Raw genomic sequence first — 22,772 nt, forward strand, 5'->3', positions numbered from 1 at the left:
TACGCACCGGAACATGAAGGGAACCGATAATCGCCAAGGAGCATTGAGCGGCGAAACCGACATCCCTGCCGAAAGATCCCCCCGATGTTCGTGATGCAAATTGCGCTCGGCGGTTGCCTCAAGGCGCCGCCGATCCACTACGGCCTGACTGACGATACCGGGGGCCACATCGCCTATGTCCTCGCTGCCGCCCATGCGCTTGAGGCGCGCGATGACATCGACTATGTCGAAGTGGTCACGCGGCGGTTCGACCGGCCCGATCTCGGCGCGGCCCATGCGCGGCCCTACGAGAAGCTGGGGCCGAAATCCGGCATCCTGCGGATCGACGACGGGGTGGCGGACTATCTGTCCAAGGAGGCGCTGGAGGCGCGGGTCGAGGCTTTCACGGCAGCGTTTCTGACCCATCTCGACGGGCTGGTCCGCAAGCCCGACGTGATCCATGCGCATTTCGCCGACGCGGCGCAGGTCGCGCTCGCGGCACGCGCGCGTTTCGGCATCCCGGTGATCTACACGCCACATTCGCTCGGACTCGACAAGGCGGGGGCCATGGCCGCCCCCGGCATGGCCCGCCGGATCGCGGCTGAGACCCGCGCCATCGCCGGGGCCTGCGCCACCGTGGTGTCGTCGCGCGACGAGGCCGAGCGACAGGTCAGCGCCTATCCGGGCGCCGATCCGGCCCGTATCCATTGCATCGCCCCCGGCGCCACCTTGCCTGCCGCCCCCGATCGCGACGCGGCCCGCACACTGATTGCGCCGTGGCTCGCCGCGCCCGACAGACCGATGATCCTCGCCGTCGCGCGACCGGTAGAAAAGAAGAACCTTGTCGGGCTGGTCGAGGCCTATACCCGTACCCCGGGCCTGCGCCAACGCGCCAACCTCGTGATTCTCGCCGGGCTGCGCGGTCCCGGACGGCAGGGCAGCGCCGAACAGCGCCGGGTCATCGCCGGGATCGAACGAGCGGTGCGGACACATGGGCTCGAAGGGCGCGTCGCCCTGCCGCCCGAGCACGACGCCACGGCTCTCGCGGGGCTTTATGCCCTCGCCGCCGACCGGCGCGGCATCTTTGCCAACCCTGCCTTCACCGAGCCCTTTGGCCTGACCATTCTGGAGGCCGCCGCCGCCGGCCTGCCGGTGGTGGCCACCTGTCATGGCGGCCCCTCGGACATCGTGACCCGGATCGGGCACGGGCTATTGGCCGAACCGAACGATCCGCCGGCCTTCGGCGCCGCGCTATCGCGGCTTCTGGGCGATGCCGACCTGCATGCGCGCTGCCGGGCCGCCGCCGCCGATCATGAGGACGCCTATTCCTGGGCGGCTTGGGCCGCCCGGGTGTCCGATCTCATGGCGCGCATCGCGGCACCGCGTCCATTGCCCGCCCCCACCCGCATCCTTGCCAGCGACATCGACAACACGCTCACCGGAGACCGGGGCGCTCTGGCCGGTTTCGCGGAATGGCGCAGGCAGGGCCATGCGCTCTTTGCCGTGGCCACGGGGCGCACCATCACCGAGGCGCGGCGCATCCTCGCGGAATGGGACATCGAAGAACCCGACGCCTTCATCACCTCTGTCGGCACCGAGATCTATCGGCGCGACGCGACGGGGCGGCTCGTTTTCGACGAAACATGGGCACAGGAAATCGAGTCGGACTGGCGGATCGACGCGATCCGCGACACCCTCGACAACCCCTCGATCCGGGCCCAGCCCGAAATCGAACAGCGGCGTTGGAAGCTGGGCTATCTGGGCGATGCCCGGCAGGCCATGCGCATCCGCAACCGGCTCGACATGGCGGGTCTCGCGGCGCGTGTCATCGCCTCGCATGGGCGTCTGATCGACGTGCTGCCGATCCGCGCCGGCAAGGGAGCGGCGGTTGCGCATTTGGCCAAGAGCCACGGGCTGACGCTCGACCACTGCGTCGTGGCAGGGGATTCGGGCAACGACGAATGCATGTTGCGTGCCGCCGATCGCGCCATCATCGTGGGCAATGCCGATGGCGATCTGTGCCATCTGCCGCGTCGGCCCGGCCTGTATCGAAGCCCGTTGGCACATGCGGCAGGCCTGCTCGACGGCTTGGCCTGGGCCGGGCTGCATGACGGGGCCGGGGCGCCGCAATTGCGGATGGCCGCCGAATGAAGCCGATCGGTTACTTCGTCCATCACCAGGGGCGCGGCCATGCTGAGCGCTGCGCCGCACTGGCGCATGCCCTGCCCGCCGCGCGGCCGCTGGTGATCTTCTGCGCCCGCGACGACATCTTCCCGCCCCTGCCGCCGCAGGCGCGCATCGTCACCATCCTTCGCTGTTTCAGGCCACGGGGGCGGAGGCGCAGGGGCTGGCCGATCTCGATACGCCGGACACATTGCATTGCGCGCCCGTCGGTTGGCCCGGCATCCGTGAGGCCATGGGGATCATCGCGCAATGGTTCCGGGAGCCGACCCGGCGCTGATGATCTGCGACGTCTCGGCCGAGATCGCGCAGCTGGCGCGGATCTGTTCGGTGCCGCATGTGAAGGTGGTCCAGCATGGCAACCGTAGCGATCCGGGCCATGTCGCGACCTATCGCGGCGCGCTGGGACTGCTGGCCCCCTGCCACGCGGCTTTGGCGCAACCCGACTGGCCCGACTGGATGATCGCCAAGACCCATTTCGCGGGCGGTCTCGGCATCGCGCCGATGCCCGCGCGGGATGCGGCACGGGCGCGACTCGGTATCCGGGCCGATGAGCGGATTGCCCTCGTCGTCTCGGGCGGCGGCGGGTCGGGCTTTGCACAGGCGCCGATCGGCGTCGGCGCGCGTGCCCTGAGCGATTGGAGCTGGCACAGCATCGGCCACGTGGAGCGCGACTGGCACGCCACCGAACCCGGCAACCTCACGCATCACGGCTGGGTCGACGACGCGCCCGACCGCATCGCCAGCGCCGATCTCGTCATCGCCTCGACCGGCAACACCACCTGCCATCAGGTGCTGGCTGCCGGGGTGCCGTGGATCGCGGTGCCTGAATGGCGCTATTTCGATGAGCAGCACGAAAAGGCCCGCGCCCTCGCGGAGGCGGGCCTTGCCCATGTGACACCACATCTGCCGTCCTCGGCCCACGCCTGGCGCGCCGCGGTCGAGGCGGCGCAGGCCGGGCACGATGCCGGGCGCATGCGATCCCTTGTCGACGCCGATGCCGCCCGCGCCGCCGCGTCCTGGATCGAAGGCTTGATCCACCGCGCCTGGGGGGCCGCTGCGCCCTTCGCCCTCGTTGCCGAATGACATTCCGGAGCCCCCTATGACAGCCTCAGCCCTGACCATCGCCCGCGGCGCGACGCCCATCTTGCCAATGTCGTACGTGGCCTTGCCCGCCAGACCGAACTGCCGGCCGAATTCGTGATCGTGCGGATGCAGGCCGAACCCTATGATCTGCCCGAGGCCCCCTTTCCGGTCCGACAGATCGCCCTGATCCGCGACAGCCTGCCACTCGCAGAGGCACGCAACCTCGCGGCCAAGGAGGCCGTGGGTGACGCGTTGCTGTTCCTCGATGTCGATTGCATCCCCGCCCCCGACTTCGTGGCAGACTACCGCCGCCACCTCGCCGTTTTCGACGGGCTGGTGATGGGCGAGGTCATGTACCTGCCCGACGGGGTCAACCAAGAGGGCTGGGACTATCCCGATTTCGAAGCGGTGGCCGAGCGCCATTCCGACCGGCAAGGCCCGCCGTCCGAAGGCATCCGGGACTGCAACGACTACCGCTGTTTCTGGTCGCTCAACTTCGCCATGCGCCGTGCCGATTTTCGCAAGGCGGGTGGCTTCGATACACGCTTTCACGGCTATGGCGGTGAAGATACGGATTTCGGCCGCGTGCTCGACAAGAAGGGCATCAAGATCGGCTGGGCCAAGGGAGCGCGGGTCTATCACCAGTACCACCCGCACCACATGCCCCCGGTGCACCACCTCGAAAGCGTGGTGCGCAACGCAGAGCTGTTCCGCGAGAAATGGGGCCACCGCACCATGGGGCACTGGCTGCACGCCTTCGCGCTCATGGGGCTGATCGCGCATGACGAGGAGCGCATCCGAATCCTGCGCGCCCCCTCGGAGGCCGATCTCGAGCTGACCCGGCACCAGAGCCACCGGCCCTATTGCAACTCGGCCGAGGTGATCCGCGAGATCGAGCGCCGCCGCGCCGCGACATCCGCCAGCCGCGTGGCGGCGGAATAGACCTCAGGCCCCGGCGATCGCCGCCGGGGTCATCCGCAGCTGGTGCGGCGCATAGGCGAGGTTGGGCCAATCCGCCTCGCGCGCCGCGACTGCCTCGGCATAGAGCGCCTCGTAACCATCCACCATCGCGCGGATCGAGAACCGCGCCTCGACCCGCGCCCGCGCCGCCGCGCGGGGCAGCGTCATCGCCGTCAGAATGGCCCGCGCCAAGGCGTCCGGGTCGTTGGGCGGCGCATAGGCGCCGCTGTCACCGATCACCTCGCGCACCGCGCCCTGATCGATCGCCGCGACCGGCAGCCCGCAAGCCATCGCCTCGATCGCGGCCAGACCGAAGGGTTCGTCCCATAGCGGTGTGAAGAGCAGCACCGAGGCCCGTCCGAAGGCCTGCGCGAGATCGACCCCCGCGAGGTGGCCGCCATATCGGACATCTCCCCCCAGATGCGGTTTCACCTCTGCCTCGAAGTAGTCGCGGTGTTCGATCACCCCGAAGAGCGTCAGTGGCACGCCCGCGATCCGCGCCGCCTGTGCGGCCAGATGTGTCCCCTTGGTCGGCGTGATCCGCCCCGCCCAGACCGCCGAGCCATCGCCCGAGGCGAAAACGGCCAATCATCGAGCGCGATGCCGTTGCCGACGACGCGGGCCGTGGTAGGCGGCACCTCCCACCAGCGGCCGAGCTGCCGCGTTGAGCAGGTCGTCACGAGATGCCATGGCGCGACGCTGTCGGTCATCGCGCGGCGCAGCACCTCGAAGGGCGGGACATGCATCGACGACACCATCGGCAAACGTTTCGCGCGCGAAACACGCGGCACGAAACGGTGCAGCGTGTTGTTGTGCACCACGTCGTAGCCACCTGTCGCCACGTGGTCGCATGCGCCGGCGAAGGCCGCGTCGAGATGCGCGATGAGCACTTCCGTGCCGTGAAAGTCGTGCCACGGGTAGCGGCGGTCGTAGTGCTCGGGCACGACCGGGTGCAGCCGCACCCCCGGCGGGGCGGCGCTGTCGCCGCTGGCCAGAAGCGTGACCTCGTGACCGCGCGCCACGAGAGCGCGCGCGAGGTGCCAGCCATGCGCCTCCATGCCACCCATGAAGGGCGGGCGCACGGGGTGGCGGATATGGGTCATCAGGGCAATCTTCACGGGTGGGACTCCGGCGCGGGTCTGGACGCCTGTCTGAGCGCCTGCCTGACCGACAAGCTGCGCCCGGTTCCGGGCCGGTCAAGGGTCCGTTTTGCCCCGGTGCGGGGCCGCACGGGGGCCGGACCGGAACGAAACGCTCGCGCGCGTCGTTGACCAAGGCACATCAGGCGGAAAGGACTTCCCATGAGCCTCAAACGGATTCTCGGCGTCATGCTGGCCTCTCGCATGGCCGGTCGTGGCCGCCGCCGGGGCAGCCTCGGCAGCGCGGCGCTTCTGGGTGGGCTCGGCGGACGCGGCATGCGCGGCAAGGCCGGCGTCGCGGCGCTGGGCTACATGGCCTATCAGGCCTACCGCGATCACCAATCGCGTCAGCGCGCCAGCGGCTCGACCGCGCACGCCCCCAGAACCGGCAGCAGCAGCTCGGGACTGGGCGGCATCTTCGATCAGATCGCCGGTGCGCTCGGCGGCGAGACACAGTCGCAGGAGGCGCCGGACCCGCGCCATCAGCAGGCCGCCGAGGCGATGAGCGACGACCGCGCGCTCCTGCTGATCCGGGGCATGATCGCCGCGGCCCATGCCGACGGCACGCTGAGCATGGATGAGCGTCACCGCATCACTGGTCAGCTCGACGAGGCCGAGGCCAGCGCCGATGAACGGCGGCTCATGAACACCGAGATCGAAAACCCCAAACCGCTCGATACGCTGCTTGCGCAGATCGACGATCATGACACGGCGATCGAGTTCTACCTCGCGTCCCGCGCGGCGGTCGATTCCGAGACCGAGGCCAACCGGGCCTACCTGACGCTGCTGCGCAATCGTCTCGCCATCACCGAGGACGAAGCACGCGAGGCCGAAGAACTGGCCCCCTGACCCTCGGGTCGGTCCTGCGGGAACGAACAAGGGCCGCTTCCATCGGAAGCGGCCCTTTTGCCATGCCGGGATAGGCGTGGTCTCGATCTCACTCGGTGTCGGTCGGCCCCTTGGCATAGGCGTCGGCGGTCTTTTCGGGTCCCGAACGCACGGCGCGGCGGCTGACCTTCTTTTCGCCCGGCGCGACAGTGTTGCCCCCCTTCTTCGCACCAAGCTTGCCCGGATCGACATCTTCGGTCGACTTGGCCTTCTTGGGGCGTCCCCGCTTGGGAGCGGCCCCCGGTTCGGCCGATTTCGCGGCAGCCTTGCGGCGGCCGCCCGTGGCCGGGGTGGTGTCGGCGATCTGCTCGCCCGGGGCTTCGGTCAGCCCCTCCTTCGCCTGCCGCTCGCCGATCTCGTCGAGACCGTCGGCGCTCAGCGGGGCGCCTTCGCTGCGGCCCGCCAGACCAGCGGCGGCGGCGGTGCCCGGTGCGACGTCGTTGTCGGTTGCCTCTTCGGCATCGATCTGCGCCGCGGCCTCGTGCCAATGATCCTGGTCGCGGCCCTCGGGTGCGCCCTCGTTCTGCCACAGATCATAGGCGCGCTGCCGAATCCGTTCTTCCCTGTCGTCGGCCATGGGGCCCTCCCGATTGAATCAATGCTCTTTTCCGGAGGTATCGCGCCAAGCGGCAATTGCGAGTCTCCGCGCCCGAAAAGCTTTGCGCAAACGCCGAACGCCCGGCGCGGCGTCTTGTGACGCGCCCGGTTGCGGCGATGATTTCGGTCTGAGCAGGAAATGGCGGACTGGGGAGGATTCGAACCCCCGACCCCTTGATTCGTAGTCAAGTACTCTATCCAACTGAGCTACCAGTCCGCTGTAGAGTGAGGCCGATCTACCGCCCGGTGCCGGGACATGCAAGGGCCGTTTTTCGGAAATCCCCGGTTTTCGCATTCGATCTCGCATGCCGTGGGGGCAGGCCCCGATCTCGCTCGGCCTCAGGACGATAAAGCGGGAGCGCTGCGTGGCAGGCAGATCGCGAACTCGGTGCCGGTCTCGTCGGAGCGGCTCAGCTCCAGCCGCCCGCCATGGCCACGCACCAGCTCGGCAGCGATGGCGAGGCCGAGACCCGAGCCGCCCTTGGCCACACCGCCGCGAAACGCGAGAAACAGGTGCTCGCGCGCCCGGGGCGGCAGGCCGGGGCCGGTATCCGTCACGAAGATCCACCACTCCTCGTCCTCCTCGCGGGCCGAGACGGTGACACGCCCCGTCTTGCCGGTCGCGGTGATGGCCTGTCGCGCGTTGCGCACGAGGTTCGACAGCACCCGGAACAGCTGCTCCGAATCGGCGCGCAGCACGAAGCCCGCGGGGATCTCCTCCACCAGCGCCACCTCGCCCTCGGGCGTCGCCAGACGCTCGGCCTCGATCACTTCCGCGACGAGCGGCGCAAGCTCGAACCGGGCAAGCTGCGGCGGCGGCTCCTCGGCCCGGCCGAAGGCCAGCGTCGATTCGCACAGGTTCACCGCGCGGGTGATCGACCCCACGAGCTTGGGCGCCATACGCTTGACCAGCGGATCCTCGGAGCCTTCGAGCCGGTCGGCGAAGAGTTGCGCCGAGGTGAGGATGTTGCGCAGGTCGTGGCTGACCTTGGCGACGCCGGAGCCGAGCTGAGCCAGCCGGTCCTTCTGGCGCAGCGCCGAGGTGAGTTGCGTCTCCATCGCCTGAAGCGCGGTCTCGGCCTCTCGCAACTCGCGCAGGCTGGCGCGCGGCGAGATGATCCGGCGCGCATCCTCGGGCGCGTCGGCATAGCTCTGGATCTGCCCCACCACCCGCTTGATCGGGAGCACGAGAAAGGCCTGCACCGCCGCGAAGAGCAAGGCCGCCGTCACCACCGAGATCACCGCCGACAGGATCAGGATGCGCAGGCCGTAGTCGAGCATCTCGGCGCGCAGCGGCGCCTCGTCCATCGTCACTTCGATCAGCAGCCCGCCCTGCTGCACGGGATCTCCGATCACGCGGATGATCCTCTCCCCGGTGCCGGTCAGCGTGCCCAGCGCGTCGCGGATCAGCGTCAGCGCCGGGACCTCGCGCAGATCATAGGTCGCATGGATCGGCTCGGGCAGCGGCGAGGACAGCGCAAGCTGACGCACCTCGTCGCGCCTGAGCACAACGTTGTAGACGCCCGCGTTCTCCAGAAGCTCGGCCTCCAGATCGGCGTCGAGCGTGTCGGAGGCCAACAACGCCAACGAGGCGATCTGCGCGCGTTCGAGCCGCAGTTGCAGGTAGTCCTGCCGAAACCGCGCCACCGATGGGACGAAGATCAGCACCTCGGCCAGCATCACGAAAACCGTGGTCAGGGCAAGAAAGCGTCCTGAGAGGGTATTGAACATCTGGTCCCTTTTGCGCCGCCGGGCGGCCGGACCTTCAAGGTATCCAGCGTTGCACCGCCCGGACGGCGGTCTTCACCCATTCGTTATCAAACAGGCTGGCGCTGAAATAGTTGCCTGCCGCGCGCTTGTTGATTTCGCCCAAGGTCGGATAGGGGAGCACCGCGCCCGCGATCTTCGACAGCTTAGTGCAGCTGGCGATGGCGATCGCCCAGACGCCGATCAGCTCGTCGGCGCTCGCGCCGAGGATCGTGGCTCCCACGGGGCGGCCCTTCACGGCCATCAGCTTGAGCGTGCCGAGGGTGCGGCCTTCGGCGATGGCGCGATCGTTCTCGTCATAGGCCATGCGGATCACCCTGAGCGCATCGCCATGCTTCTCGCGTGCCTGCGCCTCGGTCAGCCCGACCTGCGCGAGGCCAGGGTCGGTGTAGGTGGCCCATGGGATATGCGCGGTCTTGGCCTTGGATGGCAGTCCGAACAGCATGGAACGGATGATGACGCCCGCATGGTAGCCCGCGACATGGGTGAACATCAGTCCGCCCGCCGCGTCGCCTACCGCATAGACCCTGCGATTCGTCTTCGAGCGCAGATCCTCGCCCACCGTGATACCGTGCCGGTCATGTTTCACGTGTGCCACGTCAAGGCCGAGCCCGTCGGTCACGACCTGTCGGCCCACTGCCATCAGGAGGTGCGAACCCTCGAACCGGCCTTTTTCCGTCTCGACGGTGATCGCGCCCTCGTGGCCCGAGACGGCGGTGACCTTGGCCCCCTCTTCGATGCGGATGCCCTCGGCGCGCAGCCGGCCGAGAAGCTGCTCGGCCAGCTCGGGGTCGTCCTTGCCCAGCGCCTTCGCCCCCTCGATCACCGTGACCTCCGAGCCGAGCCTGCGATGCGCCTGCGCCATCTCGATGCCGATCGGCCCACCGCCGATCACCAGCAGATGGCGCGGCCTTTCGCGCAGGCCGAAAATCGTCTCGTTGGTAAGATAGGGCGTGTCCTCGATGCCATCGATCGGTGGCACGAGGGGGCGCGAACCGGTGGCGAGCACGAAGCGGCGCGCCTTGATCGTCGTGTCGCCCGCCTGCATCTCGTGGGGCGAGGTGAAGCGCGCGTGTTCGCGGATCACGGTGATGCCGAAGCCTTCGAACCGCTCTTGCGAGTCAACGGGCGCGATGGTGGCGATGCTGCGCGCGACATGCTCCTTCACGGCGGCGAAATCGATCTCGGGGGTAACCGGCGTGATGCCCATCTCCGCACCCTTGGTCATCGAATGCGCCTGCTTGGCTGCCGCCAGAAGCGCCTTAGAGGGCACACAGCCGCTGTTGAGGCAATCGCCGCCCATCTCCCCCTTTTCGATCAGCACGACGCGCGCGCCCATCTGCGCCGCCCCCGCCGCGACCGAAAGCCCGCCCGATCCGGCGCCGACGATGCAGATGTCGCAGTCGATATGGCTCATGAGAAGCCTTTCCGGCCCTTCACGGCCTTGATCACGAGGGGCAGCGCCGAAAGGGCGGCGAGCCCCAGAAGCGGCAGCAGGACATGGGGGGCGAAGATGATGCCGAGATCCGGCGTTTCACCGGCGGCGAAGACCGTGCCGAGCCCGGCCCCGACCGAGGTGAACACGAGCGAGCCCGGCAGAATGCCCAGAAGCGTGGTGACCCCGAAAGGCACCAGCCCCACGCCGACGAGCGCCGGCAGCAAATTGGCCATGAAGAACGGCACCACCGGCAGCAGCCGCAGCAGGAACAGCATCGACCACTGATTCTCACGAATGCCGTCCGTGATGCTCTTGATCCGCCCTGCGGAGGTGTCCATGCCGCCCGATAGCCGCCGTCCCAGTCCGGCCCGCGCCGCCAGGAAGATCAGCATCGCCCCGGCGGCCGCAGCAACGGTATTGAACAGGACACCGGGAAAGGTGCCGAACAGGAACCCGCCCGTCAGCGTCGCCACGGTGGCCCCGGGCAATGAAAAGGCAACAATCGCGACATAGGCGGCCATGAAGCACGCCACGGCGAGCGCGTAATTGGCGTCGCGCCATGTGACCAGCGCCTCGCGGTTGTCGCGCAGCGTGTCGAAGCTGAGCAGGTCGCGCAGAAAGAACGCCCCCGTCAGCGCGATGAGACCGATCACGATCAGCGGCAGGTGGCGCAGCCAGCCCGATCGGCGGGGCCCATGCTCTTCCACGGTCTCGATGCTCATCCCGGGATCTCCTGATCGGTGGCTCCCTTAGACATGCACCGCTGCGGGAAGGCCGCCCACCCCCCTCGCAGGCTCTTGATCCGCAGGGTGGGACTGTAACAATGCCGGTGATATGGGGATTCAGGCCCAGCTTGCGTTGACAGCCTGCCGATGCCTCTCTATGGCACGGGCTTCGAATGATGGCAGGCCCCGAATCCGGCATGGACGGCGGACGGCGCGGCCCCTTGAGACGGAGAAAGCGCAATGAAACGCACGTTCCAACCCTCGAACCGTGTGCGCAAAGCGCGTCACGGCTTCCGCGCCCGCATGGCCACCAAGGCCGGCCGGAAGATCATCAACGCCCGCCGTGCGCAGGGCCGCAAGGTCCTGAGCGCCTGATCATCGATCAGGTGGCAGCGGAAAAGACCCCCGTGGTCGGCAGCGATGCCGCCGCGCAGGGGTCTTTTGGCGTTGGCGTCGACAAGATGCGCAAGCGTGCCGACTTCCTGCGCGCCGCGCGAGCGCTACGGCAGGGCACGACCGGTTTTCACCTGCAGGGCAACCCGCGCGGGGACGGTCTCGACACCGTGCGCGTGGGCTTCACCTGTTCCAAGAAGGTCGGCAACGCGGTCGCGCGCAACCGCGCCAAGCGCCGCCTGCGCGAGGTGGCGCGCAAAATGCTGCCCGAACAAGGCCGCCCCGGCTGGGATTACGTGCTGATCGGCCGTGCCGATGTCACGGCCATGCATGATATCGAACAGATGGCGCGCGATCTAGAATGGGCGCTGGGCCGCGTCCATTCGCAGGCATGAGCCTCTCGCACGACTGTTGGCCCTGCCGGTGCGCGCGTATCGGCTTACCTTCTCCCCCATGGTCGGCCATGGCTGCCGCTTTCATCCGACCTGCTCGGCCTATGCGCTCGAGGCGCTGGAACGGCATGGCGGGCTCAGGGGCGGCTGGCTCACCCTACGGCGTCTCGCCCGCTGCCACCCATGGGGCGGCAGTGGCATAGACAACGTTCCCGACTGACCATATCCCTTCGGGCCACTCCCCGCCGGATCATTGCCTGAGCGTGATGACTCCACAGGCGATGCGGTCGCCCGCCCCGGCTTCGGCCTGATAGGTGTCGGGGTTCACATGCACAATGACCGCCGAGCCGTCCTCGTCGAACAGCGTGCTCTCGGCCCCCTCCTCCATTGAAAGCCGGTCGGTGAACATGTCGGCGTTCACCTCCATCTCGGCATCGGCATAAATGTTGGGCATATCGCCCGCATGCATCCCCGCCTCGTTCATGAAGCCATGCTCGGCCCCGTCGGGGTTGTAGTGATCGCCTGCCGCTTCGAAATCGGGATCACAGGTGCCTGTCTCATGAATGTGAAAGCTGTGGCCGCCCTCCGGCAGGTTGGTGATGCCAAGCGTGAGCAGCACGCCATTCGGGGTCTGGGTGAAGGCCACCGTGCCCATTTCCATCCCGTCGGCGCCGACCATGTCGGCCACGGCGTCCTGTGCGGAGGCGGCGGCGGGAAGCGCCAGAAGCGCGGCGCAGGTGATCAATTTCTTCATGGGGGTTCTCCCTTGGCTTGGGGCATTCTGCTGGCGGGAAAACGACGATCGGCCACCCGGCGTTCCACCCCTTTCTTCACTGGCCCTTTCTTCGCTGGCTCTTTCCTCGCGGGCGCCCGCGTGGCATATCCCCGCCGATCCACAGGAGCCCCGATCATGCTCGACGACGCCCAAGATGACAGCCATGACGACATCCACCCGCTCTTTGCCGGCGCGCCCAAGACCACGGAGTTCCGCAAGCTGCGTAAGCGGATCATTCGCGACACCCGCGAGGCGATCGAGAAATACGGCATGGTCGAGCGCGGCGCGCGTTGGCTGGTCTGCCTTTCGGGCGGCAAGGACAGCTACACGCTGCTCGCGGCGCTGACCGAGTTGCAATGGCGCGGGCTGCTGCCGGTCGAGATCCTTGCCTGCAACCTCGATCAGGGCCAGCCAGGCTTTCCGGCGACCGTTCTCCCCGAGTTCCTCGAACGCATGGGCGTGCCGCACCGGATCGAGTATCAGGACACCTATTCCATCGTCATGGACAAGGTGCCGCAGGGCCGCACCATGTGCGCACTGTGCTCGCGTCTGCGCCGTGCCAACCTCTACCGCGTCGCGCGCAAGGAGGGATGTTCGGCCGTGGTGCTGGGCCATCACCGCGACGATATGCTCGAGACCTTCTTTCTCAACCTGTTCCACGGCGGCAAGATCGCGACGATGCCACCCAAGCTCCTGAACGACGAGGGCGACCTGTTCCTCTACCGCCCGCTTGCGCATGTGGCCGAAGCCGATTGCGAGAAGTTCGCGAGCGCAATGAACTACCCGATCATCCCGTGCGACCTGTGCGGCAGCCAAGACGGGCTGCAACGCCAACAGATCAAGCAGATGATCGACCAGTGGGAAAGAAACGCGCCGGGGCGGCGCCAGAAAATGTTCACTGCGCTGAACCAGGTCAGGCCGAGCCACATGCTCGACCCCGAGTTGTTCGATTTCGCGGCGTTGACCCGCGATGCGCCCGAAAGGTAGCCGCAATTCTAACGATCCGGGCCCGTCACATTAAGAAACCGCTTAGATTGCGTTTCTAGGTTGTCTTCCTGTCAGGGCCCGGCGCGACCGCGCATCGGCCTCTCTTCGGCGGGACGAGAACACGCATGCGCAGTACGGTCGGCCTTCCCCTGCACCGCCTCATCGCAGCCCTCGCGGGACCGATCGGTCGCCTGACCCGCCCTGTCATGCTCGCCATGGCGCCGATGTTGCTGCTCGCGGCGCTGACGCTGGGGGGCAATCTCGGAGTCGCGCTCGTGCTCCTCGCGTTGCCGCTGACCGTGGCGAGCGCGGTTGGCCGGCCGATCCTGACGCGAGAGGGGACACGCGACCCGTTGACCGGGCTCGGGGACCGTGCCGCCCTGACCGCCGAACTAGACCGGATACTGGGCCGAAGCGGCGGGCCGCCGCGATCGGTCGCGGCCATGGTGCTCGAGATCGACGGCTTCAAACAGATCGAACAGCGGCATGACCGCGTCGCGATCGAATGGCTGCTTCGGATCGTGGGCGAAAGACTGCAGGACGGCCTGCGTGACGGCGACACGCTTGCCCGTCTCGATGGGGCCTGTTTCGGCCTGGCCCTCTCCTCGCGCCATCAGCCCGACCTCGAAACGGCGATCCAGCTTGGCCAGAGGTTGCAGGCTGCGGTCGCCGATCCGATCCCGGTCGAGGGCCTGCAGATCCATGTCACCGTATCGCTGGGCTTCGCTCTGGCATTGCGACTGGTGCGACCGGACGGGGCCGATCTCGTACAGGCCGCGACCCTTGCCTTGATTGAGGCACAGCGTGGCGGATCGAATTCGATCCGCTGCTACTCCGAAGCGATGCGCCACCGGGTGAGCCTGCGTCACGACCTCGCGGACGAGGTGGCCGCCGCGCTCGACAGGGGCGATGTCGTGGCCCATTTCCAGCCGCAGATTTCGCTGCGCAGCGGGCGGCTCACCGGTGTTGAAGCACTCGCGCGCTGGCACCACCCGGAACGCGGCCTGATCCCACCAGGGGAGTTCCTGCCGGTGATGGAACAGGCCGGGCTGATGGGTCGGCTGGGTGAGGTCATGGTGCAGGACGGCCTCAACGCGCTGCGCCTGTGGGACGCCGCGGGCCTTGATGTGCCGCATGTCGCCATCAACTTCTCGCAGGCAGAGCTCGCCGACCCGCGGCTGGTCGACCGCCTTGCGTGGGAGCTTGATCGCTTCGACCTGCGCCCCGACCGTCTGGCGATCGAGGTCCTCGAAACGGTGGTGGCCAAACGTGTCGAGGACGTGGTGGTCCGCAATCTCTCGGGTCTGTCCGGTCTTGGCTGCAGGCTCGATCTTGACGATTTCGGCACCGGTCATGCCGCGATCACCTCGATCCGACAATTCTCGATCCAGCGCATCAAGATCGACCGCTCCTTCGTTACCCGAATCGACAACGACGCGGAGCAGCAGAAGATGGTCTCGGCGATCCTGACCATGGCTGACAGGCTCGGGATCGAGACATTGGCCGAAGGGGTCGAGACCGAAGCCGAGCGCGACATGCTTCACCGCTTGGGGTGCGACCATGGGCAGGGGTTTGGCATCGGCAGGCCGATGCCGCGCCTGGAGACCGAAGCCTGGATCCGCGCCATCCCTCCCTCGTGCCCCGAAGAGCCGTCATGCCGCGCCGTATGACCCCCGGCACCGGGCCGCAAAGGCGAAAGAGCTTGACCTTCGGACCCTCGCCCTGTTGAACCGCCACTGACCTTTTCCGGCGATCGAGGGCGTTTTTTCATGGACGATCAGAACAAGAACCTGATCCTGGCGACAGTGCTCAGCCTGGTGGTGATCCTGGGGTGGTTCCTGATCTTCCCACCCGAGGAGCAGGCCCCCTCGCCCGATCTCGACGAGATATCGACCGCTGCCGAAGGGCCGTCTCCGGCCTCGGGCGACACCGCACTGCCCGGCACCGCCGCGGCGCAGGCCGCCCCCCAAGAGCAGGAAGCGCCTCGCATCGCCGTCGAGACTCCGAGCCTGACCGGTTCGCTGTCGCTGCGCGGCGGCCGGATCGACGATCTGTCGCTCGTGGGCTACCGCGAGACCCTCGACCCCGAGAGCCCGTTGGTTCGGCTGCTGTCGCCCGTCGGCACCGAGACGCCCTATTATGCGGTCTGGGGCTGGGCCCCGGTCGGTGGCACCACGACATCCCTGCCCGGCCCCGACACGCTGTGGACCTTGGAAAGCGGCGAGACGCTGACCCCCGGCAGCCCGGTGACCTTGGCTTGGGACAATGGCGAGGGTCTCGTGTTCCGCCGCACCGTCTCGGTCGATGACAAGTTCATGTTCGACGTCGAGCAGACCGTCGAGAACACCGGCGACACCGCCGTGAGCCTTGCTCCCTATGGCTTTGTCGCACGCCACGGCCAGCCCGACACGCAGAACTTCTTCATCCTGCACGAGGGTCTCGTGCGGATGACCGACGGCACGCTCGAAGAGATCAAGTACAAGAACATGGACGATCTCGACCCCGATCCGCGCGGTGCGGGGCGGGTCGACGTGGCCGAGGTCACCGAGAATGGCTGGACCGGCTTCACTGACAAATATTGGATGACGACGCTGATCCCCGAGCCGGGAACGCCGTTCCGGTCGGTCGTGCGCTACACCGAAGGCACCGAGATCTACCAGACCGACAGCGTGTCGCCTGCGCTTGAGGTGGCCCCCGGCGCCACGGTCTCCTCCGAAACCCGGCTCTTCGCCGGGGCCAAGGAATGGGAGGCGATCCGCTCCTACCAGAACGACGGCGGCATCGAGGGCTTCGTCGACAGCATCGACTGGGGCTGGTTCTTCTTCCTGACCAAACCGATCTTCATACTGCTGCACTTCCTCAACGGTCTGATCGGCAACATGGGCTGGTCGATCGTGGCGCTGACGCTGATCCTCAAGGCGATCGTGTTCCCGCTGGCATACCGCTCCTACGTGTCGATGGCGCGGATGAAGGAGCTGCAGCCGCAGATGGAGGCGCTCAAGGAGCAGTCCGGCGACGACCGTCAGAAGCTCCAGCAGGGCATGATGAAGCTCTACAAGGAGAACAAGGTCAACCCGGCCTCGGGCTGCCTGCCGATCCTGATCCAGATCCCGATCTTCTTCTCGCTCTACAAGGTGATCTTCGTCACCATTGAACTGCGCCATGCCGAATGGTTCGGCTGGATCCGCGACCTGTCGGCCCCCGACCCGTCCTCGATCCTGAACCTGTTCGGCCTGTTGCCCTTCGACGCGCCAGATCCGACCAGCTTCCTCGCGATCATCTCGCTGGGTATCCTGCCGATCCTTCTGGGCATCTCGATGTGGTTGCAGCAAAAGCTGAACCCGGCCCCCACCGATCCGACGCAGAAAATGGTCTTCGCCTGGATGCCGTGGGTCTTCATGTTCATGCTCGGCAATTTCGCCAGCGGTCTCGTGGTCTACTGGATCACCAACAACACCGTGACCTTCCTGCAGCAATACGCCATCATGCGCAGCCATGGGGCCAAGCCGGACGTGTTCGGCAACATCCGCTCCGGCTTCAAGCGCAAGCCCACCGAAGCCAAGGCCGCCAACGCCCCCGGGAAGCCCAAGAAGTGACTGGCATGAAGATGAACTTTCCCGAGGCCACCCCGCCCGAGCCCGACGCGGCCGAGGCGGGGCGGCTTCTCTTCGCGGGCGAGGTCGAGTTCCTCAAGGGCGTCGTCGCGATGTCGGGCCTGCCGCCCGCCGACCGGATCGAGGTCTGCTTCGCCGGCCGCTCCAATGTCGGAAAATCGTCCCTGATCAACGCGTTGACAGGTCGCAAGGCGATCGCGCGGGCGTCGAACACACCGGGGCGAACGCAGGAGATCAACTTCTTCACCGCTGCCGACAGCCACTATATCGTCGACCTGCCTGGCTACGGCTTTGCCAATGCGCCGCTGGCGGTGGTCGAGAAGTGGCAGCGCCTGCTCAAGCAGTATCTCTCGGGCCGCCCCACCCTGCGCCGCGCCTTCGTGCTGATCGACGCGCGTCACGGTGCCAAGAAGGTCGACGAGGAGATCATGACTCTGCTCGACCGCTCGGCCGTGCCGTTTCAGGTCGTGATGACCAAGATCGACAAGCTGCGCCGCGACGAGCTCGACCAGAGCCTCGGCTTGACACGGGCCGCGCTGGCCAAGCACCCGGCCGCATTTCCCGAGCTGGTGCTGACCAGCTCCGAAAAGGGCGACGGCATCGAGACGCTCCGCGCGATCGTCGCGGGGCTGGCCTGACCAGCTGAACAGGGGCCTCCCATGAGGACGCAGAAGATGGACCGAGACTGGATCGCCACCGCCAAGACGCTCTCCGAAGCCCTGCCCTACCTGCAGCGTTATTCGGGCGCGATCGTCGTGGTGAAGTTCGGCGGCAACGCCATGGGTGACGCCGAGGCGATGGCCGAGTTCGCGCGCGACGTGGTGCTGATGCGGCAGGTCGGGGTGAACCCGGTCGTGGTGCATGGCGGCGGCCCGATGATCAACGAGATGCTGGCCAAGCTCGGCATCAAGTCCGAGTTCGTGCGCGGCAAGCGTGTCACCGACAAGGCCACCGTCGAGGTGGTCGAGATGGTGCTCACCGGTCTCGTCAACAAGCGCATCGTGCAGGCCATCATGGACGAGGGCGGCCGCGCCGTGGGCCTGTCGGGCAAGGATGACGACCTGATGGTCGCCGTGGCCGACGACCCTGAGCTGGGCTTCGTGGGCCGACCCGTGGAGATGAACGTGCAGGTGCTGCGCGACATGTTCTCGGCCGGCATCATCCCCGTGGTGGCCCCGGTGGCCACCGGCATGGATCCCAACGAGACCTTCAACGTCAACGGCGACACCGCCGCCGGTGCCATCGCCGGTGCGCTTAAGGCTGACCGCCTGCTGCTGCTGACGGACGTGTCCGGCGTCAAGGACGCCAGCGGCGAGGTCGTCACCCAGCTTTCGCCCGAGCAGGTGCGCGAGATGACCGCCGAAGGCACGATCGCGGGCGGCATGATCCCCAAGACCGAAACCGCGCTCGCGGCGCTGGAGCAGGGCGTGCGCGCCGTGGTGATCCTCGATGGCCGCCTGCCCAACGCCTCCCTGCTGGAGCTGTTCACCGAGCATGGCGCGGGCTCCATCATCCGCTCGAGCGAGAGCCGGATGCGTCCGCGCAACGAGACATGAGCCTCAAGCTCGTCCTGATCCGGCATGCCAAGTCCGACTGGGGCGACGCCGGTCAGCGCGACCATGCCCGCCCGCTCGCCGCTCGCGGTCGCCGCGATGCGCCGCGCATGGGCGCATGGCTCGCCCAAGGCGGACATGCTCCCGATCTGGTCCTGTGCTCGGATGCCACGCGCACCCGCGAGACGATCGCCCTGATGCAGCCCGAATGGCCCGGCCCCACCGAGATCCGTTTCGATCCCACGCTCTACGCTGCCCCGCCGCGCCAGCTTCTGTCCGCCCTCAAGGACGTGAGCACGCGCAGCGTCGCCTTGGTGGCGCACAACCCCGGCATCGGCCGACTTGCTGCCGAACTGGCCGGTGAAGCACCCGATCACGCGCGCTTTGCGGATTATCCCACCTGCGCCGTGACGGTGCTGGAGTTCGAGGGCGCCGACTGGTTGGCCATGGGTCAGGGCCGCGTCGCCGCCTTCGCCGTTCCCGCGGATCTCTGAGCGCGAAAGGGGGCCGCTTTCGCGCCCCCCTCCCGATTTCATACTTCAAATACGCGTCTTCGCGGCCCTCGGGGCCGCGCCGCGCTCAGTGGCCGAGAATCTGGCTCAGGAACAGCTTGGTCCGGTCGGACTTGGGCGCCATGAAGAAGGCCTCCGGCTCGTTCTGTTCGACGATCTGGCCCTGATCCATGAAGATCACCCGGTTGGCGACCTGCCGCGCGAAGCCCATCTCGTGGGTCACGCAGAGCATGGTCATGCCCTCCTCGGCGAGCTCGATCATGGTGTCGAGCACCTCCTTGATCATCTCCGGGTCGAGCGCCGAGGTCGGCTCGTCGAAGAGCATGATCCGCGGCTTCATGCACAGGCTGCGGGCGATGGCGACGCGCTGCTGCTGGCCGCCCGAAAGCTGGCCGGGATACTTGTTCGCCTGCTCGGGGATCTTCACCTTCTTGAGGAAATGCATCGCGATTTCCTCGGCCTCGCGCTTGGGCGTCTTGCGGACCCAGATCGGCGCGAGGGTGCAGTTCTCGAGGATCGTCAGATGCGGAAAGAGGTTGAAGTGCTGGAAGCACATGCCGACCTCGGAGCGGATCTTGTCGATATTCTTGAGATCCGAGCTGAGCTCGGTCCCGTCGACGACGATCCGGCCCGACTGGTGCTCCTCGAGCCGGTTGATGCAGCGGATCAACGTCGATTTGCCCGAGCCCGAGGGCCCGCAGATCACGATCCGCTCGCCCTGATAGACGGTCAGGTCGATGTCGCGCAGCACGTGGAACGAGCCGTACCACTTGTTCATGTTCGAGATCTCGATCGCGACCTCGTCGGAGACCTGCATGTGGCTGCGGTCGATGGTGCGGGCGGCGGTGGTGTCGGTCATCACACCCTCCTCAATTGTGGCCGCGCTGGAGTTTTTTCTCCAGATACAGCGAGTAGCGGGACATGCTGAAGCAGCAGATGAAGAAGAGCAGGCCGATGAAGACGAAGAGCTCCCAGTAGATGCCGTTCCATTCGACCGAGGCACGGATCGCGTTGCTGAGACCGATCGGGTCGAACAGACCGATGAACACCACCAACGTCGTGTCCTTGAACAAGCCGATGAAGGTGTTGACGATGCCCGGGATCGATATCTTGAGCGCCTGCGGCAGGATGATCAGCCGCATCGCTTTCCAATAATCTAGCCCAAGCGCGTCGGCCGCCTCGTACTGGCCCTTGGGCAGGGCGGCGAGACCGCCGCGCACGACCTCCGCGATATAGGCCGCGGCAAAGAGCGTCACCATGATGATCACGCGCAGCATCAGGTCGAAATTGGTGCCCGGCGGCAGGAAGTAGTTCAGCAGCAGGGACGCGGTGAACAGCCAGACGATGAGCGGCACGCCACGGATGACCTCGATGAAGCCCACCGAGATCTTGTTGATGATGAACAGGTCCGACTGCCGGCCCAACGCCAGCAGGATGCCCAGCGGCAGCGACAGGATGATGCCCGCAATGCCGATGATGAACGACAGCATGAAGCCGCCGAAATCCTGACTCGGCACGTATTCGATACGCAGCGCGACGACCTGTTCCAGCTCGCGTGCCAGCGGCCCGGCGGTGTAGAACCAGTAGATGATCGGCAGCGCGGCAGCGACGATCACTGCCACGAGGGGCCCCGCAATCGGCGCGAGCGCCCGCAGCGCCGCCCAACCCAACACGAAGCCCAGCGCGATCGAAACCGGAAACCACGCGGTGCCGCCCCAGAGCAGCCAGAACATCACAAAGGGCGACAGCGCGGTGATCCACAGCGCCCGGCGCGGCATGCCAGCGAAGAGCACCGGCGCGATGGCGACGAGAAAGATCACGAAGGCCAGAACCGGCCGCCAGTAGAGCTCGCGTGGGTAGAAGCCGAACATCAGCTGCTGCCAGCGGTCCCCCAGCACCGCCCAGCAGGCCGCCGAGGCGCCCTCGCCCAGCGTGGCGTTGCGGATCTCGCGGCATTCGGTGAGAGAGCCCGCGTTCCAGATGCCATTGAAGACCCATGGCATGGTATGCGCGAGCGCCCACCAGATGACATAGAGCGATACCAGCGTCATCAGGATGTTGAACCAGCCCGAGAACAGGTTCTCGCGCATCCACAGGATCGCGCCGCGGTTGCCGACCGGAGGCTCGGCCTCCGGCAGCATGGTCTCGCGCACGAAGGAGACGGTCTGTGCGTGGGTGTCCGACATCTCAGCGCTCCTTCAGCTTCACGCGGGAATTGTAGAGGTTCATCGCGCTCGAGATGACGAGGCTGGTCACGAGGTAGAACAGTCCCAAGAGCAACATTCCCTCCAGCTCCTTGCCAGTCTGGTTGATGGTGATGCCCCCCAGCGTCGATCGGGCATCCATGTAGCCCACCGCGATTGCCAGCGAGGAGTTCTTGGTGAGGTTGAGGTATTGCGAGATCATCGGCGGAATGATGACGCGCAGCGCCTGCGGCAGGATGACGAGGCGCATGGTGCGCGAGGGCTTGATGCCCAGCGCGAAAGCCGCCTCGGTCTGGCCCTTGGAGACCGACAGGATGCCGCCGCGCACGTTCTCGGCGATGAAGGCGCCGGTGTAGAGCGACAGCGCCAGCCACAGCGCGATCAGCGAGTTGCGAAGCTGCAGCCCGCCCTCGAAGTTGAAGCCGCCCAACACGGGGCTTTCGAACTGCACCGGGCTGCCGCGCTGGATCGTGTCCGACAGCGCCACGGCGCCTGCGGGCACGGTGGCGGCATCGGTCGAAGCGGGCAGCGACAGGATGTTGCAGCGCCCGGCCTCGGCGGCGGCGATGGCCTCCTCGGCGGTCGTTACCGGCACGACGTTGAAGCGCAGCCCCTCGGCACGCAACGCGCGGCGCAGGTTCAGAGATTCCGTCGAATTGGGCACGGCGCAGGCGTTGATACCCTGTTGCGCAGCACCAAACTCGGCAAGGCTCGCTCCCTCTATGCCGCCGGCAACGTAGATCGGCTGCGTGACCCGGCCCGAAGTCATCGACAGCGCGAGGAAGGCGATGGTGAGCGGCACGACCAAAAGGCCCAGCGTGCCCCAGCCAATGGGCAGGATACGGCCTGTCTCCTCCTGGGTCTTGTGAGCATAGCGCCGCCAGCCCCAGACCGCGACGAGAGACAGGACCAGCACGATCAGCAGGATCAGCGAGCCATTGCCCCAGGCGGGCGCGGGGACGAAAACGCCGCGATTGGTGATGGCGACGGTATCGCCGAAGATCATCGACGCGCCGCCGCCTTCGCGGAAATCGCGCGGCTGCGGCGTGGCCTCTGTCATCAGCGCGAAGATCAGCAGAATCCACAGCAGCACCGGGATGTTGCGGAAGCCTTCGACATAGACCGCCATCAGCTTGGCGATGAGCCAGTTCTTGGACAGGCGCAGCACGCCCGCCAGAACTCCGACGATGGTGGCGAGCACGCAGCCCAGCGCCGCGACCAGCAGCGTGTTGAGGATGCCCACGAGCGCGGCGCGGCCATGGGACGAAGCGCTGTCGTATTCGATCAGGCGCTGGTTGATGTCATAGCCCGCGCGCTGGCCCAGAAAGCCGAAGTCGAAATCCTTGCCGAGCGCGGAGAGGTTGGCGACCGTGTTCGACACCAGCCAGCTCAGCCCCAGCATCAGCGCGATGAAGGCAATTACCTGGATGGTCAGGGAGCGGTAGCGGGTGTCGTAGATCAGCTGGCTCGGGCGAAACCCGGCCTTCGGCGCATCCGAGGTCGTTGTCATGTCCTGGTCCCCGTTGGTCCCCGCGCAGGCCTCGCGCCGGTTGCTCCGGCTGCGCCCTGCTGACGGGGACAG

General features: G+C 66.9%; 23 protein-coding genes and 1 tRNA gene. 13 read left to right on the forward strand and 11 right to left on the reverse strand.

From position 1 onward, the window contains the following. The first annotated feature begins 84 nt into the window (after positions 1-84). From MBELCI_RS06210 to MBELCI_RS06220, 3 genes are all read left to right on the forward strand, one after another. On the forward strand, positions 85-2,130 hold the full coding sequence (locus tag MBELCI_RS06210; protein WP_021693311.1) for an HAD-IIB family hydrolase: 2,046 nt from the start codon (positions 85-87) through the stop codon (positions 2,128-2,130). 282 nt (positions 2,131-2,412) lie between these two features. Beyond that, on the forward strand, positions 2,413-3,246 hold the full coding sequence (locus MBELCI_RS06215; protein ID WP_235047578.1) for a glycosyltransferase: 834 nt from the start codon (positions 2,413-2,415) through the stop codon (positions 3,244-3,246). Between the two features lie 114 nt (positions 3,247-3,360). After that, complete coding sequence (locus MBELCI_RS06220; RefSeq protein WP_021693313.1) at positions 3,361-4,188, forward strand: galactosyltransferase-related protein; 828 nt, start codon at positions 3,361-3,363, stop codon at positions 4,186-4,188. 3 nt (positions 4,189-4,191) lie between these two features. On the opposite strand, the gene MBELCI_RS21495 is transcribed toward MBELCI_RS06220, so the two are convergent. Both MBELCI_RS21495 and MBELCI_RS21500 read right to left on the reverse strand, forming a co-directional pair. Further along, entirely contained in the window at positions 4,192-4,794 is a 603-nt protein-coding gene (locus tag MBELCI_RS21495) for a glycosyltransferase (protein WP_235047579.1), read from the reverse strand. Beyond that, on the reverse strand, positions 4,683-5,324 hold the full coding sequence (locus tag MBELCI_RS21500) for a glycosyltransferase (protein ID WP_235047580.1): 642 nt from the start codon (positions 5,322-5,324) through the stop codon (positions 4,683-4,685). The genes MBELCI_RS21495 and MBELCI_RS21500 overlap by 112 nt, the downstream gene beginning before the upstream one ends. Before the next feature lie 183 nt (positions 5,325-5,507). Between MBELCI_RS21500 and MBELCI_RS06230 the strand changes: the two genes are divergently transcribed. Then, the gene (locus tag MBELCI_RS06230) at positions 5,508-6,194 is read left to right on the forward strand and encodes a tellurite resistance TerB family protein (protein WP_021693315.1); all 687 of its coding nucleotides are present in this window, start codon (positions 5,508-5,510) and stop codon (positions 6,192-6,194) included. 88 nt (positions 6,195-6,282) lie between these two features. Here MBELCI_RS06230 and MBELCI_RS06235 read toward each other — a convergent pair whose 3' ends face one another. The 5 genes from MBELCI_RS06235 to MBELCI_RS06255 all read right to left on the reverse strand — a co-directional run bounded on the left by MBELCI_RS06235 (position 6,283) and on the right by MBELCI_RS06255 (position 10,757). Further along, positions 6,283-6,810, reverse strand: a complete 528-nt coding sequence (locus MBELCI_RS06235; protein ID WP_021693316.1) for a DUF2934 domain-containing protein — start codon at positions 6,808-6,810, stop codon at positions 6,283-6,285. Between the two features lie 160 nt (positions 6,811-6,970). Then, positions 6,971-7,047, reverse strand: a tRNA-Arg gene (locus MBELCI_RS06240). A gap of 122 nt (positions 7,048-7,169) precedes the next feature. Beyond that, the gene (locus MBELCI_RS06245) at positions 7,170-8,561 is read right to left on the reverse strand and encodes a sensor histidine kinase (RefSeq protein ID WP_021693317.1); all 1,392 of its coding nucleotides are present in this window, start codon (positions 8,559-8,561) and stop codon (positions 7,170-7,172) included. 34 nt (positions 8,562-8,595) lie between these two features. Continuing rightward, positions 8,596-10,014 carry a dihydrolipoyl dehydrogenase family protein gene (locus tag MBELCI_RS06250; RefSeq protein WP_021693318.1) on the reverse strand — a complete coding sequence of 473 codons (1,419 nt, stop codon included), beginning with the start codon at positions 10,012-10,014 and terminating at the stop codon, positions 8,596-8,598. Next, positions 10,011-10,757, reverse strand: coding sequence for a TVP38/TMEM64 family protein (locus MBELCI_RS06255; RefSeq protein ID WP_021693319.1), 747 nt, complete (start codon positions 10,755-10,757; stop codon positions 10,011-10,013). Before MBELCI_RS06255 ends, MBELCI_RS06250 begins: the two co-directional genes overlap by 4 nt. Positions 10,758-11,000: 243 nt before the next feature. Here MBELCI_RS06255 and rpmH point away from each other — a divergent pair, with 243 nt between their 5' ends. From rpmH to yidD, 3 genes are read left to right on the forward strand one after another with little or no spacing between them, the layout of a single operon-like run. Further along, positions 11,001-11,135: a 50S ribosomal protein L34 gene (gene rpmH / locus MBELCI_RS06260; protein WP_021693320.1), complete on the forward strand. Its 135-nt coding sequence runs from the start codon at positions 11,001-11,003 to the stop codon at positions 11,133-11,135. A gap of 32 nt (positions 11,136-11,167) precedes the next feature. Beyond that, complete coding sequence (gene rnpA / locus MBELCI_RS06265; protein WP_021693321.1) at positions 11,168-11,548, forward strand: ribonuclease P protein component; 381 nt, start codon at positions 11,168-11,170, stop codon at positions 11,546-11,548. A 16-nt stretch (positions 11,549-11,564) separates the two neighbouring features. Continuing rightward, positions 11,565-11,765 (forward strand): membrane protein insertion efficiency factor YidD, encoded by a 201-nt coding sequence (gene yidD, locus MBELCI_RS19800; protein ID WP_268744178.1) that lies wholly within the window; start codon positions 11,565-11,567, stop codon positions 11,763-11,765. Between the two features lie 30 nt (positions 11,766-11,795). Here yidD and MBELCI_RS06270 read toward each other — a convergent pair whose 3' ends face one another. Further along, entirely contained in the window at positions 11,796-12,299 is a 504-nt protein-coding gene (locus tag MBELCI_RS06270) for a superoxide dismutase family protein (protein ID WP_021693323.1), read from the reverse strand. Between the two features lie 156 nt (positions 12,300-12,455). Between MBELCI_RS06270 and ttcA the strand changes: the two genes are divergently transcribed. From ttcA to MBELCI_RS06300, 6 genes are all read left to right on the forward strand, one after another. Beyond that, complete coding sequence (ttcA, locus tag MBELCI_RS06275; protein ID WP_021693324.1) at positions 12,456-13,307, forward strand: tRNA 2-thiocytidine(32) synthetase TtcA; 852 nt, start codon at positions 12,456-12,458, stop codon at positions 13,305-13,307. A gap of 125 nt (positions 13,308-13,432) precedes the next feature. Further along, positions 13,433-14,977 (forward strand): putative bifunctional diguanylate cyclase/phosphodiesterase, encoded by a 1,545-nt coding sequence (locus MBELCI_RS06280; RefSeq protein ID WP_021693325.1) that lies wholly within the window; start codon positions 13,433-13,435, stop codon positions 14,975-14,977. A gap of 99 nt (positions 14,978-15,076) precedes the next feature. Further along, a complete protein-coding gene (gene yidC, locus MBELCI_RS06285; RefSeq protein ID WP_021693326.1) occupies positions 15,077-16,903 on the forward strand; it encodes a membrane protein insertase YidC in 1,827 nt (608 codons plus the stop codon). A gap of 5 nt (positions 16,904-16,908) precedes the next feature. After that, a complete protein-coding gene (yihA, locus tag MBELCI_RS06290; protein WP_021693327.1) occupies positions 16,909-17,559 on the forward strand; it encodes a ribosome biogenesis GTP-binding protein YihA/YsxC in 651 nt (216 codons plus the stop codon). 36 nt (positions 17,560-17,595) lie between these two features. Then, entirely contained in the window at positions 17,596-18,477 is an 882-nt protein-coding gene (gene argB / locus MBELCI_RS06295; protein WP_021693328.1) for an acetylglutamate kinase, read from the forward strand. Beyond that, a complete protein-coding gene (locus tag MBELCI_RS06300; RefSeq protein ID WP_021693329.1) occupies positions 18,474-18,968 on the forward strand; it encodes a SixA phosphatase family protein in 495 nt (164 codons plus the stop codon). The genes argB and MBELCI_RS06300 overlap by 4 nt, the downstream gene beginning before the upstream one ends. Positions 18,969-19,053: 85 nt before the next feature. Here the strand turns inward: MBELCI_RS06300 and MBELCI_RS06305 are convergent, their stop codons facing one another. Genes MBELCI_RS06305 through MBELCI_RS06315 form a run of 3 tightly spaced genes read right to left on the reverse strand, consistent with a single transcriptional unit; the run spans position 19,054 to position 22,700 of the window. Further along, positions 19,054-19,845, reverse strand: coding sequence for an amino acid ABC transporter ATP-binding protein (locus tag MBELCI_RS06305; protein ID WP_045319784.1), 792 nt, complete (start codon positions 19,843-19,845; stop codon positions 19,054-19,056). 10 nt (positions 19,846-19,855) lie between these two features. Then, positions 19,856-21,172 (reverse strand): amino acid ABC transporter permease, encoded by a 1,317-nt coding sequence (locus MBELCI_RS06310; protein WP_021693331.1) that lies wholly within the window; start codon positions 21,170-21,172, stop codon positions 19,856-19,858. A gap of 1 nt (position 21,173) precedes the next feature. Then, positions 21,174-22,700 carry an amino acid ABC transporter permease gene (locus MBELCI_RS06315; RefSeq protein ID WP_021693332.1) on the reverse strand — a complete coding sequence of 509 codons (1,527 nt, stop codon included), beginning with the start codon at positions 22,698-22,700 and terminating at the stop codon, positions 21,174-21,176. Positions 22,701-22,772: the final 72 nt, after the last annotated feature.

The sequence above is a fragment of the Limimaricola cinnabarinus LL-001 genome (assembly GCF_000466965.1).
GTDB lineage: Bacteria > Pseudomonadota > Alphaproteobacteria > Rhodobacterales > Rhodobacteraceae > Limimaricola > Limimaricola cinnabarinus.

What these genes read in the sequence shown, in the direction of transcription:
- MBELCI_RS06210 (WP_021693311.1), top strand. Translation starts at nt 85, where the DNA reads ATGTTCGTGATGCAAATTGCGCTCGGCGGTTGCCTCAAGGCGCCGCCG.
- MBELCI_RS06215 (WP_235047578.1), top strand. Translation starts at nt 2,413, where the DNA reads ATGGTTCCGGGAGCCGACCCGGCGCTGATGATCTGCGACGTCTCGGCC.
- MBELCI_RS06230 (WP_021693315.1), top strand. Translation starts at nt 5,508, where the DNA reads ATGAGCCTCAAACGGATTCTCGGCGTCATGCTGGCCTCTCGCATGGCC.
- MBELCI_RS06235 (WP_021693316.1), bottom strand. Translation starts at nt 6,810, where the DNA reads ATGGCCGACGACAGGGAAGAACGGATTCGGCAGCGCGCCTATGATCTG.
- MBELCI_RS06245 (WP_021693317.1), bottom strand. Translation starts at nt 8,561, where the DNA reads ATGTTCAATACCCTCTCAGGACGCTTTCTTGCCCTGACCACGGTTTTC.
- MBELCI_RS06250 (WP_021693318.1), bottom strand. Translation starts at nt 10,014, where the DNA reads ATGAGCCATATCGACTGCGACATCTGCATCGTCGGCGCCGGATCGGGC.
- MBELCI_RS06255 (WP_021693319.1), bottom strand. Translation starts at nt 10,757, where the DNA reads ATGAGCATCGAGACCGTGGAAGAGCATGGGCCCCGCCGATCGGGCTGG.
- rpmH (WP_021693320.1), top strand. Translation starts at nt 11,001, where the DNA reads ATGAAACGCACGTTCCAACCCTCGAACCGTGTGCGCAAAGCGCGTCAC.
- MBELCI_RS06270 (WP_021693323.1), bottom strand. Translation starts at nt 12,299, where the DNA reads ATGAAGAAATTGATCACCTGCGCCGCGCTTCTGGCGCTTCCCGCCGCC.
- ttcA (WP_021693324.1), top strand. Translation starts at nt 12,456, where the DNA reads ATGCTCGACGACGCCCAAGATGACAGCCATGACGACATCCACCCGCTC.
- MBELCI_RS06280 (WP_021693325.1), top strand. Translation starts at nt 13,433, where the DNA reads ATGCGCAGTACGGTCGGCCTTCCCCTGCACCGCCTCATCGCAGCCCTC.
- yidC (WP_021693326.1), top strand. Translation starts at nt 15,077, where the DNA reads ATGGACGATCAGAACAAGAACCTGATCCTGGCGACAGTGCTCAGCCTG.
- yihA (WP_021693327.1), top strand. Translation starts at nt 16,909, where the DNA reads ATGAAGATGAACTTTCCCGAGGCCACCCCGCCCGAGCCCGACGCGGCC.
- argB (WP_021693328.1), top strand. Translation starts at nt 17,596, where the DNA reads ATGGACCGAGACTGGATCGCCACCGCCAAGACGCTCTCCGAAGCCCTG.
- MBELCI_RS06300 (WP_021693329.1), top strand. Translation starts at nt 18,474, where the DNA reads ATGAGCCTCAAGCTCGTCCTGATCCGGCATGCCAAGTCCGACTGGGGC.
- MBELCI_RS06305 (WP_045319784.1), bottom strand. Translation starts at nt 19,845, where the DNA reads ATGACCGACACCACCGCCGCCCGCACCATCGACCGCAGCCACATGCAG.
- MBELCI_RS06310 (WP_021693331.1), bottom strand. Translation starts at nt 21,172, where the DNA reads ATGTCGGACACCCACGCACAGACCGTCTCCTTCGTGCGCGAGACCATG.
- MBELCI_RS06315 (WP_021693332.1), bottom strand. Translation starts at nt 22,700, where the DNA reads ATGACAACGACCTCGGATGCGCCGAAGGCCGGGTTTCGCCCGAGCCAG.